Genomic DNA, 17,161 nt, shown 5'->3' with positions numbered 1-17,161 from the left:
GGATGACGGCGATGACCGATCACGATCTGGTGGAAACCCTCAGGAGCGTGGTCGGGCGCCGCCACGTCCTGACCGGCGAGAAGGCGACCGAGCGGTTCCGCAAGGGGTTCCGCTCGGGCGAGGGCGAGGCGCTGGCCGTCGTCCGTCCCGGCACGCTGCTGGAGCAGTGGAAGGTGCTGGAGGCCTGCGTCGCGGCCGACAAGATCGTCATCATGCAGGCGGCCAATACCGGCCTGACCGAGGGGTCGACGCCGAAGGGCCGCTACGACCGCGGCGTGGTGCTGGTCAACACCAACCGGATGGACGCGATCCACACCCTGCAGCAGGGCCGCCAGATCGTCAGCTTCCCCGGCGCGACGCTGTTCTCGCTGGAGAAGCTCCTGAAGCCGCTCGGCCGCAAGCCGCATTCCGAGATCGGCTCGAGCTGCATCGGCGCCTCGATCACCGGCGGGGTCTGCAACAACTCGGGCGGCTCGCTGGTCGAGCGGGGGCCGAGCTATACCGAGCTGGCGCTTTTCGCGCGGATCAACGAAGCGGGCGAGCTGGAGCTGGTGAACCATCTGGGGATCGAGCTCGGCGCCAGTCCCGAGGAGATGCTGACCCGGCTGGAGCGCGGCGACTACAACCGCGAGGCGCCCGCGCCGACCAACCGCAAGGCCTCGGATACCGACTATGCCGCGCGGGTGCGCGATGTCGATGCGGCCAGCCCCGCGCGGTTCAATGCCGACAAGCGGCGGCTCTACGAGGCGGCGGGCTGCGCGGGCAAGCTGGCGGTCTTCGCCGTGCGCCTCGACACCTATCCGGTCAACGGGGCCGAGCAGGTCTTCTATATCGGCACCAACGATCCGGCCGACCTGACCGAGCTGCGCCGCCGCATCCTGTCGGAATTCGAGACCCTGCCGGTCTCGGCCGAATACATGCAGCGCGAGATCTTCGACATCTCGGCGAAATACGGCAAGGACACGGTGGTGATGATCGACAAGCTCGGCACCGACCGGCTGCCGGCCTTCTTCGCCATCAAGGGGGCGGTCGATGCGCGGCTGAACAAGTTCGGGCCGACCAAGGGCTTCACCGACCGCTTCATGCAGTTTCTCGCCGGGCTCTGGCCCGAGCACCTGCCGCTGCGGCTGCGCCAGTACCGCGACCGCTACGAGCACCACCTGATCCTGAAGATGCATGACGGCGGCATCGCCGAGGCCGAGGCGCTGCTGCCGGCGTTCTTCGAGGACCGGGAGGGCGCCTTCTTCGCCTGCGCGCCGCGCGAGGCCAAGATCGCCGGGCTGAACCGCTTTGCCGCCGCGGGGGCCGCGATCCGCTACCAGCACATCCATTCCGGCGAGGTGGAGGACATCCTGGCGCTCGACATCGCGCTCCGGCGCAACGACCGCGACTGGCTGGAAGAGCTGCCGGCGGAGATTTCGGACAAGCTGGTGGCGCGTCTCTATTACGGCCATTTCATGTGCCACGTCCTGCACCAGGACTACATCGTCCGGAAGGGAGTGGACGCGAAAGCGCTGAAGGCGGAAATGCTGGCGATTCTCGATTCCCGCGGCGCGGAATATCCGGCCGAGCACAATGTCGGCCATCTCTATCTGGCCAAACCGGACCTCGCTGCGCATTATAGGGCCTGCGACCCGACCAATTCCATGAATCCGGGCATAGGTAAAATGTCGCGTGACAAGTGCTATGGGACAGATAATTCTTGCCATGCATGCCGGTAAGGGCGGTTATGCGGCGAGGGGGGTGTCGGCGTCCAGACCGGTCTTGTAGGTAAAGAACGCTGACTGTATCCAGTATCTAGTGCCTTGAAAATAACGGCAAAACGAAGATCAAGAGCGAAATAATCTTGCGCGGAAGATTGCTAGCGACGCACGCTGGACCGCGCAAGAAAATAATCGCCAAGAATTGAATGCCTGGGCTGGAAAAACCGCCTTTTCCGCGTCTCCTGCCCGGGAGAAACAGCACGGGGAGGGGCCGATTCAGCGGGTTCTCTCGGTGTGCTTCATGCACGGGAAGAGATTCCATGAAAGATCAGCCAGATATCGATCCGGTAGAGTCCCAGGAATGGCAGGAGGCAATTGCCGACGTCATCGAGCGGGACGGAGCCGATCGTGCTCATTTCCTTCTGGACAAGGCAGTGCAGCAGGCCCGCGCCGCTGGCGCGATGCTGCCCTTCTCCGCGACGACGCCCTACCAGAACACCATCCCCGTGGACGACCAGCCTGACTATCCGGGCGATCTTGAAATGGAATGGCGGATCCGCACCATCAACCGCTGGAATGCCATGGCCACGGTCGTGCGGCGGAACAAGGAAAGCTCCGAATATGGCGGCCACATCGCGTCCTTCGCCTCTTCGGCAGCGCTCTACGATGTCGGCCTGAACCATTTCTGGCGCGCCCGCTCCGCGACCAATCTCGGCGACCTGGTGTTCTTCCAGGGCCATATCGTGCCGGGCATCTACGCGCGCTCCTTCATGGAGGGCCGCCTGACCGAAGAGCAGATGGAGAACTTCCGCTCGGAATCGGGCGGCGGCGGGCTCAGCTCCTATCCGCACCCCTGGCTGATGCCGGACTACTGGCAGTTCCCGACCGTCTCCATGGGCCTCGGCCCGCTCTGCGCCATCTACCAGGCGCGCTTCATGAAATACATGGAGAACCGCGGCCTGATCGAGAAGTCGGACCGCAAGGTCTGGTGCTTCCTCGGCGACGGCGAGATGGACGAGCCGGAAAGCCTCGGCGCGATCTCCCTGGCGGCGCGCGAAGGGCTCGACAACCTGATCTTCGTGGTGAACTGCAACCTGCAGCGCCTCGACGGCCCGGTCCGCGGCAACTCGAAGATCGTGCAGGAACTCGAAGGCGCCTTCCGCGGCGCGGGCTGGGAAGTCATCAAGCTTCTCTGGGGCCGCGGCTGGGACGAGCTGCTGGAGAAGGACACGTCCGGCAAGCTGCGCCAGCTGATGGACGAGACGATCGACGGCGACTACCAGACCTTCAAGTCGAAGAACGGCGCCTATATCCGCGAGCATTTCTTCGGCAAGTACCCGGAGACGGCGGCGCTGGTCGAGGACTGGACCGACGAGCAGATCTGGGATCTGCGCCGCGGCGGCCATGACGTGCAGAAGGTCTATACCGCCTTCGACCGCGCGACCAAGGTCAAGGGCCAGCCGACCTGCCTTCTGGTGAAGACGGTCAAGGGCTACGGGATGGGCACGGCCGGCGAAGGCCAGAACACCACCCACCAGCAGAAGAAGATGGCCGAGGACCAGCTGCGCGCGATGCGCGACCGGTTCAACATCCCGGTCACCGACGAGGATCTGCCGAAGGCGCCCTTCGTCAAGCTGAACAACGCCCAGAAGGCCTATCTGGCCGACCGCCGCAAGGCGCTTGGCGGCGAGTTCCCGAAACGCCATCACGACGCGCCGAAGCTGGAGATCCCCAAGCTCGACGCCTTCTCGAAAGAGCTGCAGGGCACCGGCGACCGCCACATCTCGACCACGATGGCCTTCGTCCGCATCCTGACCACGCTCCTGCGCGACAAGAAGATCGGCAAGCAGGTCGTTCCGATCGTCCCGGACGAAAGCCGCACCTTCGGCATGGAGGGGCTGTTCCGCTCGGTGGGGATCTACAACCCGCTGGGGCAGAACTACACCCCGCAGGACGCCGACCAGATGATGTTCTATAAAGAGAGCGTCAACGGCCAGGTGCTGCAGGAAGGGATCAACGAGGCCGGGGCCATGGCCGACTGGATGGCCGCGGCGACCTCCTACTCGGTGCATGGCGTGCCGATGATCCCGTTCTACATCTACTACTCGATGTTCGGCTTCCAGCGGATCGGCGACCTCGCCTGGGCCGCAGGCGACAGCCGCTGCCGCGGCTTCATGCTGGGCGGCACCGCGGGCCGCACCACGCTCAACGGCGAGGGGCTGCAGCACGAGGACGGGCACAGCCACATCCTGGCCGGCACCATCCCGAACTGCGTCACCTATGATCCGACCTTCCAGCACGAGGTCGCGGTGATCGTCCAGCACGGGCTGAAGCGGATGTACGAGGACCAGGAGGACGTGTTCTTCTACCTCACGCTGATGAACGAGAACTACAGCCACCCCGACATGCCGATGGGCTCGGAAGGCGACATCATCAAGGGGCTCTACCGCCTCAAGGAGGTCGCGAAGCCGGGCAAGAAGCACGTCACGCTGATGGGCTCGGGCACGATCCTGGTGCAGGCGATCAAGGCGGCGGAGATGCTGCAGGAAGATTTCGGCGTCACCGCGGAGATCTGGTCGGCCACCAGCTACAACGAGCTGGCCCGCGACGGCCAGGACGCGGCGCGGTTCAACCGCCTGAACCCGCTGGCGGAGCCGAAAGTGGCCTTCGTCACCGAGCAGCTTGCCAAGTCGACCGGCCCGATCATCTCGGCCACCGACTACATGAAGAACTATGCCGAGCAGATCCGCGGCTTCGTCCCCGAAGGGCGCAGCTTCACCTGCCTCGGGACCGACGGCTTCGGCCGCTCGGACAGCCGCGTCAACCTGCGGCGGTTCTTCGAGGTCGATCCGAACCATATCGCCGCCGCGGCGATGGTGGACCTCTACAAGGCAGGCAGCGTCACCAAGGCCCAGCTCGAGAAGGCGCTGAAGAAGTACGAGATCGACGGCGAAAAGCCGAACCCGCGCCTGGTGTAAGGCAGCGGACGAGGAGACAAGACTATGGCAATCGAAGTTAAGGTTCCGGATATCGGCGATTTCAAGGACGTTCCGGTCGTGAGCATCCTGGTCTCCGTCGGAGACACCGTCGCCGAGGAAGACGCGCTTCTGGAACTCGAATCCGACAAGGCGACGATGGAGGTTCCCTCCCCCGCCGCCGGCGTCGTGAAGGAGATCAAGGTCGCCGAGGGCGACAGCGTGTCGGAAGGCTCGCTGATCATGGTGCTCGAGGGCGCGGACGCCCCGGCCGCCAAGGAAGCGCCGAAAGCCGAGGCGCCGAAGGCGGCCCCGGCCGCGGCGCCTGCGGCCGCTCCGGCGGCGGCGGCTCCGGCCTCCGTCACCGATAGCGGCTTCTCCAAGGCGCATGCCTCGCCGTCGGTCCGCGCCTTCGCGCGGCAGGTCGGCGTGGACCTGGCCAAGGTGAACGGCACCGGCCGCAAGGGCCGCATCCTGCGCGAGGACATCGCCAAGGCTCTGAAGGCGGCCGCCCCGGCAGCGGCGCCCGCAGGCGGCGGCGCGGTCTCGGGCGGCATGGGCATCCCGCCGGTCCCGGCGATCGACTTCTCCAAGTTCGGCCCGGTCGAGAATGTGGAGATGTCCCGGATCAAGAAGATCTCGGGCCCTGCGCTGCACCGCTCCTGGCTGAACGTCCCGGCGGTCACGCATAACGACGAGGCGGATATCACCGAGCTCGACAAGTACCGCAAGGAAATGGACACGATGGCCAAGGAGAACGGCTATCGCGTCACGCTCCTGTCCTTCGTGATCAAGGCCTCGGTCTCGGCGCTGAAGGAGCACTGGGAACTGAATTCCTCGGTGCATCCCGACGGCGACAAGCTGATCAAGAAGAACTTCTACAATATCGGCTTCGCGGCAGACACGCCGAACGGGCTGGTCGTGCCGGTGATCAAGGACGCGGACCGCAAGGGCCTCGTGGAGATTTCCAAGGACCTGATGGAGCTCTCCGGCAAAGCCCGCAAGGGCGAGCTGAAGGGCGGCGACATGTCGGGCGCGACCTTCACCATCTCGTCGCTCGGCGGGATCGGCGGCACCTCCTTCACCCCGATCGTCAATGCGCCGGAAGTCGCGATCCTCGGGCTGACCCGCTCGAAGATGGCGCCGGTCTGGAACGGCTCGGAATTCGTGCCGCGCCTGATGCAGCCGCTGTCGCTTTCCTATGACCACCGGGCCGTCGACGGCGCGCTGGCAGCCCGCTTCTGCGTGACGCTGAAGACGCTGCTCGGCGACATGCGCAAGCTGATGTGGTAAGGAGAGCTACCGATGGATGTCAAAGTACCCGATATCGGTGATTTCACCGATGTTCCCGTGGTGTCGGTCCTGGTCTCGGTCGGCGACGTCGTCGCCGCCGAGGATCCGCTGATCGAGCTCGAATCCGACAAGGCGACGCTTGAAGTCCCGTCTCCGGCGGCCGGCAAGGTCGTGGAGATCAAGGTGGGCGAGGGCGACAAGGTCTCCGAGGGCACGCTGATCATCGTGCTCGAGGCCGAAGGCGCCGCGGAGGCCCCCGCGGCCCCGGCGGCCGCACCGGAGGCGAAATCCTCCGGCGGCGGCGCGATCGAGGTGACGGTTCCGGATATCGGCGATTTCACCGATGTTCCGGTGGTCTCGGTGCTGGTCTCGGTCGGCGACACGGTTGCCGCCGAAGATGCGCTGATCGAGCTGGAATCCGACAAGGCGACGATGGAAGTGCCGTCGCCCGCGGCCGGCGTGGTCAAGGAGATCAAGGTCGCCGAGGGCGACAAGGTCTCGCAGGGCTCGCTGATCATGGTGCTCGAAGGCGAGGGGGGCGCGTCCTCCGGGGCCGTCGAGGCCCCGAAGGCCGCGGCTGCGCCGGCGGCGCCTGCCGCCGTCGCCGCCACCGGCACCGCGTCGGGCAAGGGCGACCTGCATGCCGAGGTGGTGGTTCTGGGCTCCGGCCCGGGCGGCTACACGGCGGCGTTCCGCGCGGCCGATCTGGGCAAGAAGGTGATCCTGATCGAGAAGAACCCGACACTGGGCGGGGTCTGCCTGAATGTCGGCTGCATCCCCTCGAAGGCGCTGCTGCATGTCGCCAAGGTGATCACCGAGGCCGAGGAGATGGGCGCGCATGGCGTGAGCTTCTCCAAGCCGAAGATCGATCTCGACGGGCTGCGCGCCTTCAAGGACTCGGTCGTCGGCCAGCTGACCGGCGGGCTCACCGGCCTGTCGAAGGCGCGCAAGGTCGAGATCGTGACCGGCACCGGCAAGTTCACCGGGCCGAACATGATCGAGGTGACGGGCGAAGAGGGCACCAGGACCGTCTCCTTCGACCAGTGCATCATCGCCGCCGGTTCGGAGCCTGTCAGCCTGCCCTTCATCCCGCAGGACGATCCGCGGGTGGTGGATTCGACCGGCGCGCTGGAGCTGCGGCAGATCCCGAAGCGCATGCTGATCCTCGGCGGCGGCATCATCGGGCTGGAGATGGCCTGCGTCTATGACGCGCTCGGGGCGAAGATCACGGTCGTGGAATCCATGGACCAGATCATCCCCGGCGCCGACAAGGACATCGTCAAGCCGCTGGCGACCCGCATCGGCGGCCGCTACGAGAATATCCACCTGAAGACCAAGGTCACCAATGTCGAGGCCCTGAAGAAGGGGCTAAAAGTGACGTTCGAGGGCGCCGACGGCAAGACCTTCGAGGATACGTTCGACATGATGCTGGTCGCGGTCGGCCGCCGTCCGAACGGCAAGCTGATCGATGCCGAGAAGGCGGGCGTGCTGGTCGACGAGCGGGGCTTCATCCCGGTCGACAAGCAGCAGCGCACCGGCGTGCCGCATATCTTCGCCATCGGCGACGTGGTCGGCCAGCCGATGCTCGCCCACAAGGCGGTGCATGAGGGCAAGGTCGCGGCCGAGGTCTGCGCCGGCGAGAACCGCTGGTTCGACGCGCGGCTGATCCCCTCGGTGGCCTATACCGATCCGGAGGTTGCCTGGTGCGGCCTGACCGAGACGGAAGCCAAGGCCAAGGGCATCAAGGTCGAGAAGGGCGTCTTCCCCTGGGCGGCCTCGGGCAAGGCGCTGTCGAACGGGCGCTCCGAGGGCATGACCAAGCTGCTCTTCGATCCCGAGGACCAGCGCGTCATCGGCGCCTGCATCGTCGGCACGAATGCCGGCGACCTGATCGCGGAGGCCGCCCTGGCCATCGAGATGGGGGCGGATGCCGTCGATCTGGGCCATACGATCCACGCCCACCCGACGCTGTCGGAGACGCTGAACTTCGCGGCCGAGATGTTCGAGGGCACGATCACCGACCTGATGCCGCCGAAGAAGAAGAAGCACTGACCGGGCGGCGCCTGCGGGCGCCCCTCGGCTCCGTGACGTCCAGGCGCGCCCCTCCGGGGGCGCGTTTCGCGTTCAGGGGGTCAGAGAAGCACGCCGTAGTCGCGGGCGAGCGTCTCGGCCGTGCCGCGGTAGAGGCTGCCGAGGAAGTCGAGCACGTCCTCCGCCGGTGCGGGATGGCCGGCGCGGCGCTGCTGCGGAAGGGCGGGGCTGGCCTCGGGCAGGCCGAGCACCTTCCAGGCGGCGGCGGCGACCTCGGTCGGGCTCTTCTCCAGCTGGGACCGGGCGAGGATGCTCAGCCGTCCGGACTCGATCGCGTCCTGCCAGAGCGGCAGGCGCTGGTCGTAGAAGCCGGTCTGCAGATAGGCGGCGCCGCGCTCCAGATCGGCGCGCAGCCGGGCGACGGTCAGCTCTTCGCGAGGCCCGGCAGGGTCCGGCGGCGCCGCGTAGTATTCCTCGATGGCGCGACGGACGGGATCGGCGAGGATCAGGAAGAGATGGGCCCCGGGCGCCAGGGCGGCGATGCGGCCGGGGGTGCCGGGCAGCGGGCGGTCGAAATATGAGGCGCTGGCCTCGCCCGCCAGCATCCCGTCCCGGCGGCCGGCGAAGAACTGGCGGTACCAGGCCTCGCCCTGATGGCGCCGGAGCGTGAAATAGCCGATCTCGGCCGGGCGGCGGTCCATGATCTTCGGATGGCGGCAGATATGGTCGTAGAGCGTCGCCGCGCCCTCTGCGCCCGAGCCAATGACGATGAAATCCGGGCCCATCCGGCCGAGATCGCGCCGTTCGGCGGACGGGCCGCCATGGGGCAGGGTGAAGAGCGCCGAGGCGAGATAGGGGTCGCGCCGGTCCTCCTCCCGCCAGAGCGCACCGGTTTCGGGCGGGGTCAGCGCGCGCTTCAGCAGGATCCGTCCGGCCGCTTCGCGCACGGCGCGCAGGTCGCCGCCGGAAACGGCGTCCCAGAACCCCTCGCCGGGCGTGCCCCGCGGGATGATCTTCCAGCGGATCCCGCCGTCGCGGCCGAGGTAGCGCCGCCCGTTGCCGTCCGCGGGCTCCGCCCGGGCGGCCTGCGGGTCCCAGAGCGCGACATGCGCGTCCAGGATGCTGTGCCTGAGGCTGTCCGGCATGGCCGCTCCCCCATGTCTGCGATGGCATGACGGGAGCAGCCGTCCGGGCAGCTGTCAAGGCCGTCCGTGCGACAGGGGATGTGCAAGTTCCTGGCAAGGAACGGTTCTATCCCGCCCCTGCGGCGATGCGGCACCCCGGTCCGGGCCGGGGCGCCCGGCGGCTCAGCGCGCCTGGAAGGCGATCGGCCACATGAAGTCGAGCGGCTTGAAGCCCTGGCCCAGATACTGGACGATCCCGGCCTTGTCGGCGACGTTGTAGCCCGGATGCAGCGCGCCTACCGGCACCGAGAAGGGAAAGAAGCTGCCGCTTGCGGGGTTGTAGGCAGCGGTGGCGTGGCAGGCATGGCAGCTCGCCTGGAAGCCGGTCCAGTACTGCGGCTGCGCGGTGTTCGGGCCGCCGGCGAAATCCTCCATGTCGGTATGGCCGAGCACGACCGGCACCGCGCCCGTGCCGTTCTCGGTGAAGCGGATCTGGGTGCCGTTCGGGGCGTAGCGGTCGAACCCCTCGCCGCCGAGCCCGGCGGCGGCCAGGATTTCGGCGATCTGGCCGCCGGGCAGCGGCGCGCGCTGGGTGATGAGCGTCTCGCGCACATGGGCGACGCCGGGATTGGCGTTGAACTCGAAGGTCGTCCAGAACCAGCTGGGATCCTCGCTGTAGAAGGTGTCGCCCGGATCAGGGAGCGGCGCCATCTTCACCATGATATGCAGGCCGCGCCACCAATAGGTGCCGCTGTCGAAATCATAGGTCAGCGCGCCCTCGGGCGCCGGGCTGCCATCGGCGACCTGCAGCCAGGAGGCCTTCAGCTCGATCGTGCCGACCGGCATGTCGACATAGTCGTGATCCTCGAAATACGCGGCGACATCGAGCTTGGTCGTCAGCCCCTTGGCGATCAGGTAGTCGTAGCTGATCTGGTTGCGGGTGACTTCCTCGTTGGCGCCGTCGGGATCGGCGGTGGTCACGCGGCCGGCCACGATGTCCTTCTTCTCGGCGCTCGGCTCCATGTCGGTGCGGGGCGGGGCGCCGAAATCGAAGGGCCTGGCGGAGTGGAACGTGTCGGGATCGGTCGGCCAGGCCATCCAGAGCGGCACCTTGCCCGAGGGCGTCATGCCGTCATTGCCCTCGGGCGCGTCGAGCAGGCGGTTGACCCGGGCGAAGAACATCCAGGCCAGGCGCTGGCGTTCCTCGAGGCTGCCATTGAAGGCCAGATCGGCGCAGGCGGCGGCGAAATCGGCATCGGATTTCTCCAGCCAGCCCGGCGTGATGCAGGTCTGGTAACTGGTCTGGGCGGCAAGCGGCAGGGCAGGGACGAGAAGGCAGGCCGCGGGCGCGGCCAGCTTGGCGAAGGTGGTCATCGGAATGGGCTCCAGAAAGATCTTCGACGAAGGTGGTCCCGACATGTTTAACAATTCATTTATGGAAATGCGTTAACGGGCCTGGCCCGGCAGGGGGCCGTCCTCTGCGCGCCGGGCAGCCGGCCGCAACCGCTCGGGGGCCCGTCTGGGGTCCCGCCCCCGGGGATCAGTTCGGCCGCGCGGCCTTCCGGCGGCGCAGGGACCAGATGCCGCCCAGCCCGGCAGCCAGCAGCGGCAGCGAGGCGGGCAGGGGCACTTCGGAATTCACCTCGTAGACCAGCCCGCCCAGCAGGCCGCGGGAATAGTAGTAGGTGCCGAGCGGGTAGCTGACCGAAAGGCCGTTCTCGATCGAGAGATTGTCGTCGGAGGCGATCACGTCGCCCGTCGAGCCGTCCCAGCTGGCATTCACGCCGCCGCCGCTGGCGCCGAGGATGAGAAGCGCATAGGTGGAGTCTGCCTCGAGCAGCAGATCGGTGGTGTCGAGGCTCTGCTCGCTGCCTGTCCCGGTCAGGTCGTCGAAGGCGGTGAGAAGGGTCCAGTCGCCGAGCGCGCCCATCTCCGTCTCCGCGTAGCTGCCGGCATAGTAGTAGACCGCGTAATCGGCGGTGACCCCGGTATGAAGCGTGGCGATGATGTCGGTCAGTGTCAGGCTGTTCGAGCCGGTCGTGATGTCGAACATGAGGCCCCGGAAGTCCGGGTCGTCGAAGCTGGCGCCATCGGCGGTCCCGTTCGTCAGCAGCGTCGCGGCCTGCGGCGCCGTCGCGGCCAGGGCGAGCGCCAGACTGCCAAACGTAGTTGCAAGGGGATTTGTCATATCGTCCTCCGGTTGAAAAATCTTTTATTTTCAACGAGATGATTCAAAATCCCGCATGTCTATGCAAGGGGGGATCCGGCTTGGAAACAAATTTCCGGCCGCCGCCCCGGGTCAGTCCCGCGGGGCGGATTGCGCGGCCAGGCCCCGTGCCGCGGCCTCGATCAGGTCGAGCGCGCCGTCGAAATCGCGGGTGTAGTAGGGGTCGGGCACTTCGGAGATGCCGGTCTCCGGGGCGAACGCCATCATCAGCACCACCTCCGTGCCGTCCCCTGCCGGGCGCAGCCGCTCGATATTGGCGAGATTGGCGTCGTCCATCGCGACGATCCGGTCCCATCTGCCGAAATCCGCACGGGTGAACTGGCGCGCGCGCAGCCCGCCGAGCTCGTAGCCGCGGGCCTGCGCCGCCTGCTGCATCGGTCCGTAGGGCGGCTCGCCGACATGCCAGTCGCCGGTCCCGGCGCTGTCGATCTCCCAATCCGGTTCCAGCGCGCGCAGCACGCCTTCGGCCGCGGGCGACCGGCAGATATTTCCCAGGCAGACGAAGAGAATGCGCGGCATCGCGGGCTCCTTTTCCTGCCTGCGTAGCGCCTTGCCGCCAGCGGAACAAGCATGCGGCCGCCGTCCTGTCTTGCGCACCGATCAGAATCGGGATTAATTCCCGGATATGGAAAACACGGAAAGCGATCTCATCCGGCCCCTGGCCGATCATCTGCGCGCGCTGCGCACCGGGCAGGGGCTGACCCTGCAGGACCTGGCGGGCAGGAGCGGCATCAGCCGCGCGACGCTCTCGCGGATCGAGAATGGCGAGGTCAGCCCGACGGCGGAGACGCTCGGCCGTCTGGCCACGGCGCTGGCCCTGCCGATCTCGCAGCTGCTGGCGCCGCTGGAGCCGGGCTTCGAGCCGCTGATGCGCCGCGCCGGACAGAGCGTCTGGGAGGATCCCGGCAAGCAGTTCACCCGCCGCAATGTCTCGCCGCCGAGCCGCCAGCTGACGGTGGAGCTGCTGGAATGCACGATCGGGCCGCATCAGCGGATCAGCTACGGCGCCCCGGCGCGGCCCGGGCAGGAGCACCACCTGCTGCTGCTCGAAGGGCGGCTGCGGCTGACGGTGGACGGCGCCGCGCATGAGCTGGGGCCGGGCGACTGCCTGCGCTACTGCCTGCGCGGTGCGTCGTCCTTCGAGACGGCCGAGGCGCCGGTCCGCTACATAATCGCCCTGGCTTGAGGAGTTCCGCCATGGAGACGCGCGTGATCACGATCGACGGCGCCGGGCTTGGCCCGAGGCTGGAGGCTTTGGCGGAGATCCTCGTTGGCAGCGTCGCGGGCGGGGCGGCGATCGGCTTCATGGCGCCGCTTGCCGAGACGGAGGCGCGGCGGTTCTGGGCCGAGGATGTGCGCGCCGAGATCGAGGCCGGGCGGCGGGTGCTTTTCGGCGCCGAGCGGGCGGGCCGGCTGCTCGGCACAGTGCAGCTTGTCACGGCGATGCCGCCGAACCAGCCGCATCGCTGCGAGATCGCCAAGATGATGGTGCATCCCGCGGCGCGGCGGCAGGGGATCGGCCGGCAGCTGATGACGGCCGCGCTCGGCCATGCCCGCGGCCTCGGCCGGACGCTGGTGACGCTCGACACGCGCAGCGGGGATGCGGCGGCGCCGCTCTATGCTTCGGTGGGGTTCGAGGTGGCCGGGGAGATCCCGGATTTCGCCTGGGATCCGGACGGGCGGGCGCGGCATGCGACCACCTACATGTACCGGCGCCTCTGACGCGGATACCGTCGCGTGGCAAGGCGGGCGGCGGCCGGGACCCGTGGCGGGCCCCGGCGGCAGGGCTCAGCCCTGTTTCGGCAGGGCCTGCATCAGCGGCAGGAAATGCGCCATTTCCGGGCCGCGGGCCTTGCCGGTCAGCGCCTTGCGCAGCGGCATGAAGAGCCCCTTGCCCTTGCGGCCGGTCTTCTCCTTCACCGCGGCGGTCCAGCTGCCCCAGGTCGTGTCGTCGAACGGCAGCGGCGGCAGCATGGCGAGCGCCTCGGCGATGAAGTCGCGGTCCTCGTCCTCGATCGCGGGCTCGGCCCCGTCGCGGAGGATCTGCCACCAGCCGGCGATCTCGGCGCGGGTCGCGACATTCTCGTGGATCACCGCCCAGAAGGCCGGGGCCAGCGCGTCGGGCACGCCCGCCGCGGCAATGTCCGCCGCGACCGCCTCGACCGGCAGGCTGCCCAGATGGCGCGCGGTCAGCGGCAGCAGGTCGGCCTCGTCGAATTTCGTCGGGGCGGCGCCGAAGCTCGAGAGGTCGAAGCCCTCGATGATCTCCTCCATCGAGCTGCGCAGCTCCACCGGCTGCGAGGAGCCGAGCCGCGCCATGTGGCTGAGGATGGCCATCGGCTCGATCCCGCGGGCGCGCAGGTCGCGCAGCGAGAGCGTGCCGAGCCGCTTCGACAGCGCCTCGCCCTGCGGGCCGGTCAGCAGCGAATGGTGGGCGAAGGCCGGCACCTTGCCGCCGAAGGCGTCGATCATCTGGATCTGCGTCGCGGTGTTGGTCACGTGGTCGGCGCCGCGCACGACATGGGTCACGCCCATCTCGGCATCGTCGACCACCGAGGCCAGCGTGTAGAGCACCTGGCCGTCGCCGCGGATCAGCACCGGGTCGGAGACCGAGGCGGCGTCGATGGAGATCGGGCCGAGGATGCCGTCGGACCATTCGATCCGCTCCTGGTCGAGCAGGAAGCGCCAGTGGCCGGGACGCTCGGCGCGCAGGGCGGCCTTCTCGTCGTCGGAGAGGCTCAGCGCGGCGCGGTCATAGACCGGCGGCTTGCCCATGTTGAGCTGCTTCTTGCGCTTCAGGTCGAGCTCGGTCGGGGTCTCGAAGCATTCGTAGAACCGGCCCATGGCGCGGAACTTGTCGGCGGCGGCGGCATAGCGGTCGAGCCGCTTGGACTGGTATTCGACCCGGTCCCAGGTGAAGCCGAGCCATTCGAGGTCGGCGAAGATCCCGTCGATGTATTCCTGCTTCGAGCGTTCCTGGTCGGTGTCGTCGATGCGCAGGATGAAGGTCCCGCCGGCCTTGCGGGCGATGGCGAAGTTCATCAGGGCGGCACGCAGGTTGCCGATATGCAGGTAGCCCGTGGGGGAGGGCGCGAAGCGGGTGGTGGTCATGGCGGATCTCCTGTCGGCGCTGGCTAACCACATCGCGCGCACGGTGTCCAGAAATCCGCGCGGAAGCCGCCGGGAGAGGGCCCGGCCCTCTCCCGGACCCTCTCCGGGCGCCCTGTGACGACGCGGTCGCTAGGCGGCGGCGGGCCCGGCTGCCATGACGGGGCCATGACCGATGAACCTGAGTCGCTGCCCGCCTTCGGACTGCCCCCCGGCCTCGAGGAGATCGAGGAGATCGCCCGTGCCACGCTGGAGGCGCTGCCGCAGCGCTTTGCGGCGGCGGCGCGCCAGGTGGCGCTGAGGGTCGAGGATCTCGCCCCCGAGGAGATGCTGCGCGACCTGGAGATCGCCGATCCCTACGAGCTGACCGGGCTCTATGACGGCATCCCGCTGACCGAGAAGTCGGTGATGGACCAGCCCTCGGGGCCGGACACGATCTGGCTGTTCCGGCTGGCGATTCTCGACGAATGGATCGCGCGGGGGGATGTCGGGCTCGAGGATCTGGTCGCGCATGTGACGGTTCACGAGCTTGCCCATCACTTCGGCTGGTCGGATGATGACATCGCCGTGATAGACCGCTGGTGGGAGTGAGATCCGGAATAGATCATGGCTAGTCTCCGGCTGACTGGCGGTGGCGCCGTGATTGCCGCTGCCGGAACAGCAAGGGAGACGCGACATGACGAAGATCACCCGCCGACAGGCCCTGACCACCGCAGCCGCCGCGCCGCTGGCTGCCGCAATGCCGAGGATGTCCATGGCAGCCGCCGAGATGATGGGGGCCACGACGCCGCCGCAATTCTTCCGCTTCAAGCTGGGAAGCTACGAGGTCGTCACCCTTCTGGGCGGCACGACGACCCGCGACAATGCCCATGCGATCTTCGGCACCGACGTGCCCGAGGACGAGTTCGCCGCCGTGTCGGACGCGCATTTCATTCCCGCCGACCGGGCGCAGTTCTTCTTCACGCCGATGCTGGTCAATACCGGCTCGGAGCTGGTGCTGTTCGATACCGGCCTGGCGCCCGAGGGCGTGACCGGCGCGCTGGAAGCGGCGGGCTACAGCGCGGACATGGTCGACCGGGTCGTGCTGACCCATATGCATGGCGACCATATCGGCGGGCTGATGTCGGGCGATGACGCCACCTTCGCCAATGCCGCCCATGTGGCCGGCGCGGTGGAGGACAACCACTGGTCGGCCTCGGGCAACGAGGGCTACGAGGCCAAGGTCCGTCCGCTGCGCGAGCAGTTCAGCTTCGTCGATCCGGGCGCCTCGGTGGCGCCGGGCATCACTGCGGTCGAGGCCTATGGCCATACCCCGGGCCACATGGCCTACATGGTGGAGAGCGACGGCGAGCAGATGATGCTGTTCGCCGATACCGCCAACCACTATGTCTGGTCGCTCGGCTATCCCGACTGGGAGGTCCGCTTCGACATGGACAAGGCGCAGGCGGCGGCGACGCGGAGGAAGATCCTCGGCATGATCGCCGCCGACCGGATCCCGGCGATCGGCTACCACATGCCCTTCCCGGCGCTTGGCCATGTCGCCCCGCGCGGCGAGGGCGGGTTCTCCTGGGTGCCGGCCAGCTATCAGACCTGGCTGGAGTGAGACCACGCGGCGGGTTGCGGGCGGCCGCCCGGGCGGCCACTCTGCGGCAGGACTGACCTGACGAGGAGCCGCGGCCCGTGACCGACCCCATCCCGCGCGAGGCCTGCCTGGCCCGCCTGGCCGAGCTTCCCCGCGGCGCGCGCCGCCTGATCGCCGTCGCGGGCGCGCCCGGCTCTGGCAAGTCGCGCCTGGCGTGCTTCCTCGCAGAGGGGCTGAATGCCGGGAGCCCCGGCCGGGCCGAAGTGGTGCCGATGGACGGGTTCCACTATGACGACGCGGTGCTCGAGGCGCGCGGGCTGCGGCCGCGCAAGGGCGCGCCGGCGACCTTCGACGTCGCCGGGTTCGACCATCTTCTGGCGCGGCTGCGCGCCAATGCCGAGCCCGAGATCGCCATTCCCGTCTTCGACCGGGATCTGGAGATCTCGAGGGCCGGGGCGCGGATCGTCGGGCAGGAGACGGAGATCCTCGTGGTCGAGGGCAACTACCTGCTGCTCGATCTGGCGCCCTGGGACCGGCTCGCCCGGCATTTCGACGCAACGGTGTTCCTCGAGGTCGAGGCGGCGGAGCTGGAGCGGAGGCTGCTGCGGCGCTGGGAGGTCCGGCACGGGATCCCGCCGGAGGAGGCGGCGCGCCGCATCCGCGGGAACGACCTGCCCAATGGCGAGACCGTCCGCCGCCACAGCCGTGCGGCCGACTGGGTGGTGGGCCCGGCGCCCTGAGCGCGCGTTCCGTTCCCGGGAGATTCCGGTTCCCTATTGACCGCGCCCCGGTGCGCGTCAGGAATGCCCCTGGCAGGCCGCGCGCTGCCGCAGCTTCCGCATCAGGCTGCGATAGGTGCGCTCCGCGCGGCGCTGCGCGAGTTCGTCGCCCTGGAGCTCGGCCGAGGTCAGCACTTCCATTGCCTGGAGGATTTCCTCGACAAGCAGGGCCGTCTCGGGGCTCAGGGTGCGTCTGTCAACAGGTCCCCGCATAGCAGCCACCTTGTTCAAATTTGCGAGTCGAACAGTAAATAGATACCTCACATGACAGGCTCAAGTGAGGATCTCCGCGTCTAATCTGAATGAAGAATTCCGTGTGACATTTTCCTCATGACCTTT

Annotated in this window: 15 protein-coding genes; 9 read left to right on the top strand and 6 right to left on the bottom strand. The window is 67.9% G+C overall.

Annotated elements, in window-relative coordinates; all coding sequences use genetic code 11:
• Positions 1-11 precede the first annotated feature (11 nt).
• The 4 genes from dld to lpdA all read left to right on the top strand — a co-directional run bounded on the left by dld (position 12) and on the right by lpdA (position 8,023).
• Positions 12-1,721, top strand: coding sequence for a D-lactate dehydrogenase (gene dld, locus FGX59_RS18150; RefSeq protein WP_138468549.1), 1,710 nt, complete (start codon positions 12-14; stop codon positions 1,719-1,721).
• Positions 1,722-2,023: 302 nt separating this feature from the next.
• Positions 2,024-4,681: a pyruvate dehydrogenase (acetyl-transferring), homodimeric type gene (aceE, locus tag FGX59_RS18145; protein WP_138468548.1), complete on the top strand. Its 2,658-nt coding sequence runs from the start codon at positions 2,024-2,026 to the stop codon at positions 4,679-4,681.
• A gap of 24 nt (positions 4,682-4,705) precedes the next feature.
• Positions 4,706-5,971, top strand: a complete 1,266-nt coding sequence (aceF, locus tag FGX59_RS18140) for a dihydrolipoyllysine-residue acetyltransferase (protein ID WP_138468547.1) — start codon at positions 4,706-4,708, stop codon at positions 5,969-5,971.
• 12 nt (positions 5,972-5,983) lie between these two features.
• Entirely contained in the window at positions 5,984-8,023 is a 2,040-nt protein-coding gene (lpdA, locus tag FGX59_RS18135) for a dihydrolipoyl dehydrogenase (RefSeq protein WP_138468546.1), read from the top strand.
• Positions 8,024-8,103: 80 nt separating this feature from the next.
• Here the strand turns inward: lpdA and FGX59_RS18130 are convergent, their stop codons facing one another.
• From FGX59_RS18130 to FGX59_RS18115, 4 genes are all read right to left on the bottom strand, one after another.
• Complete coding sequence (locus FGX59_RS18130; protein ID WP_138468545.1) at positions 8,104-9,147, bottom strand: hypothetical protein; 1,044 nt, start codon at positions 9,145-9,147, stop codon at positions 8,104-8,106.
• A gap of 162 nt (positions 9,148-9,309) precedes the next feature.
• A complete protein-coding gene (locus FGX59_RS18125) occupies positions 9,310-10,500 on the bottom strand; it encodes a hypothetical protein (protein ID WP_138468544.1) in 1,191 nt (396 codons plus the stop codon).
• 166 nt (positions 10,501-10,666) lie between these two features.
• Complete coding sequence (locus FGX59_RS18120; protein WP_138468543.1) at positions 10,667-11,314, bottom strand: VPLPA-CTERM sorting domain-containing protein; 648 nt, start codon at positions 11,312-11,314, stop codon at positions 10,667-10,669.
• 111 nt (positions 11,315-11,425) lie between these two features.
• Complete coding sequence (locus FGX59_RS18115) at positions 11,426-11,872, bottom strand: low molecular weight protein-tyrosine-phosphatase (RefSeq protein WP_138468542.1); 447 nt, start codon at positions 11,870-11,872, stop codon at positions 11,426-11,428.
• Between the two features lie 106 nt (positions 11,873-11,978).
• Here FGX59_RS18115 and FGX59_RS18110 point away from each other — a divergent pair, with 106 nt between their 5' ends.
• Together FGX59_RS18110 and FGX59_RS18105 are read left to right on the top strand one after the other, a co-directional pair.
• A complete protein-coding gene (locus FGX59_RS18110) occupies positions 11,979-12,539 on the top strand; it encodes a helix-turn-helix domain-containing protein (protein WP_138468541.1) in 561 nt (186 codons plus the stop codon).
• Between the two features lie 11 nt (positions 12,540-12,550).
• Complete coding sequence (locus tag FGX59_RS18105; RefSeq protein ID WP_138468540.1) at positions 12,551-13,075, top strand: GNAT family N-acetyltransferase; 525 nt, start codon at positions 12,551-12,553, stop codon at positions 13,073-13,075.
• 66 nt (positions 13,076-13,141) lie between these two features.
• Here the strand turns inward: FGX59_RS18105 and gltX are convergent, their stop codons facing one another.
• On the bottom strand, positions 13,142-14,464 hold the full coding sequence (gene gltX, locus FGX59_RS18100; protein WP_138468539.1) for a glutamate--tRNA ligase: 1,323 nt from the start codon (positions 14,462-14,464) through the stop codon (positions 13,142-13,144).
• Positions 14,465-14,629: 165 nt separating this feature from the next.
• On the opposite strand from gltX, the gene FGX59_RS18095 reads away from it, so the two are divergent.
• From FGX59_RS18095 to FGX59_RS18085, 3 genes are all read left to right on the top strand, one after another.
• Entirely contained in the window at positions 14,630-15,052 is a 423-nt protein-coding gene (locus FGX59_RS18095; protein ID WP_138468538.1) for a metallopeptidase family protein, read from the top strand.
• Positions 15,053-15,137: 85 nt separating this feature from the next.
• Entirely contained in the window at positions 15,138-16,064 is a 927-nt protein-coding gene (locus FGX59_RS18090; protein WP_138468537.1) for an MBL fold metallo-hydrolase, read from the top strand.
• Between the two features lie 77 nt (positions 16,065-16,141).
• Positions 16,142-16,783 carry a nucleoside/nucleotide kinase family protein gene (locus FGX59_RS18085; protein WP_370296111.1) on the top strand — a complete coding sequence of 214 codons (642 nt, stop codon included), beginning with the start codon at positions 16,142-16,144 and terminating at the stop codon, positions 16,781-16,783.
• Between the two features lie 57 nt (positions 16,784-16,840).
• On the opposite strand, the gene FGX59_RS39325 is transcribed toward FGX59_RS18085, so the two are convergent.
• Complete coding sequence (locus tag FGX59_RS39325; protein WP_255471602.1) at positions 16,841-16,963, bottom strand: hypothetical protein; 123 nt, start codon at positions 16,961-16,963, stop codon at positions 16,841-16,843.
• Positions 16,964-17,161: the final 198 nt, after the last annotated feature.

The sequence above is a fragment of the Poseidonocella sp. HB161398 genome, assembly GCF_005870025.1.
In the GTDB taxonomy this organism is placed as follows: Bacteria; Pseudomonadota; Alphaproteobacteria; order Rhodobacterales; family Rhodobacteraceae; genus Mangrovicoccus.
The sequence above is the reverse complement of the archived record's forward strand: the minus strand, read 5'-3'. Positions and strand labels throughout refer to the sequence as shown.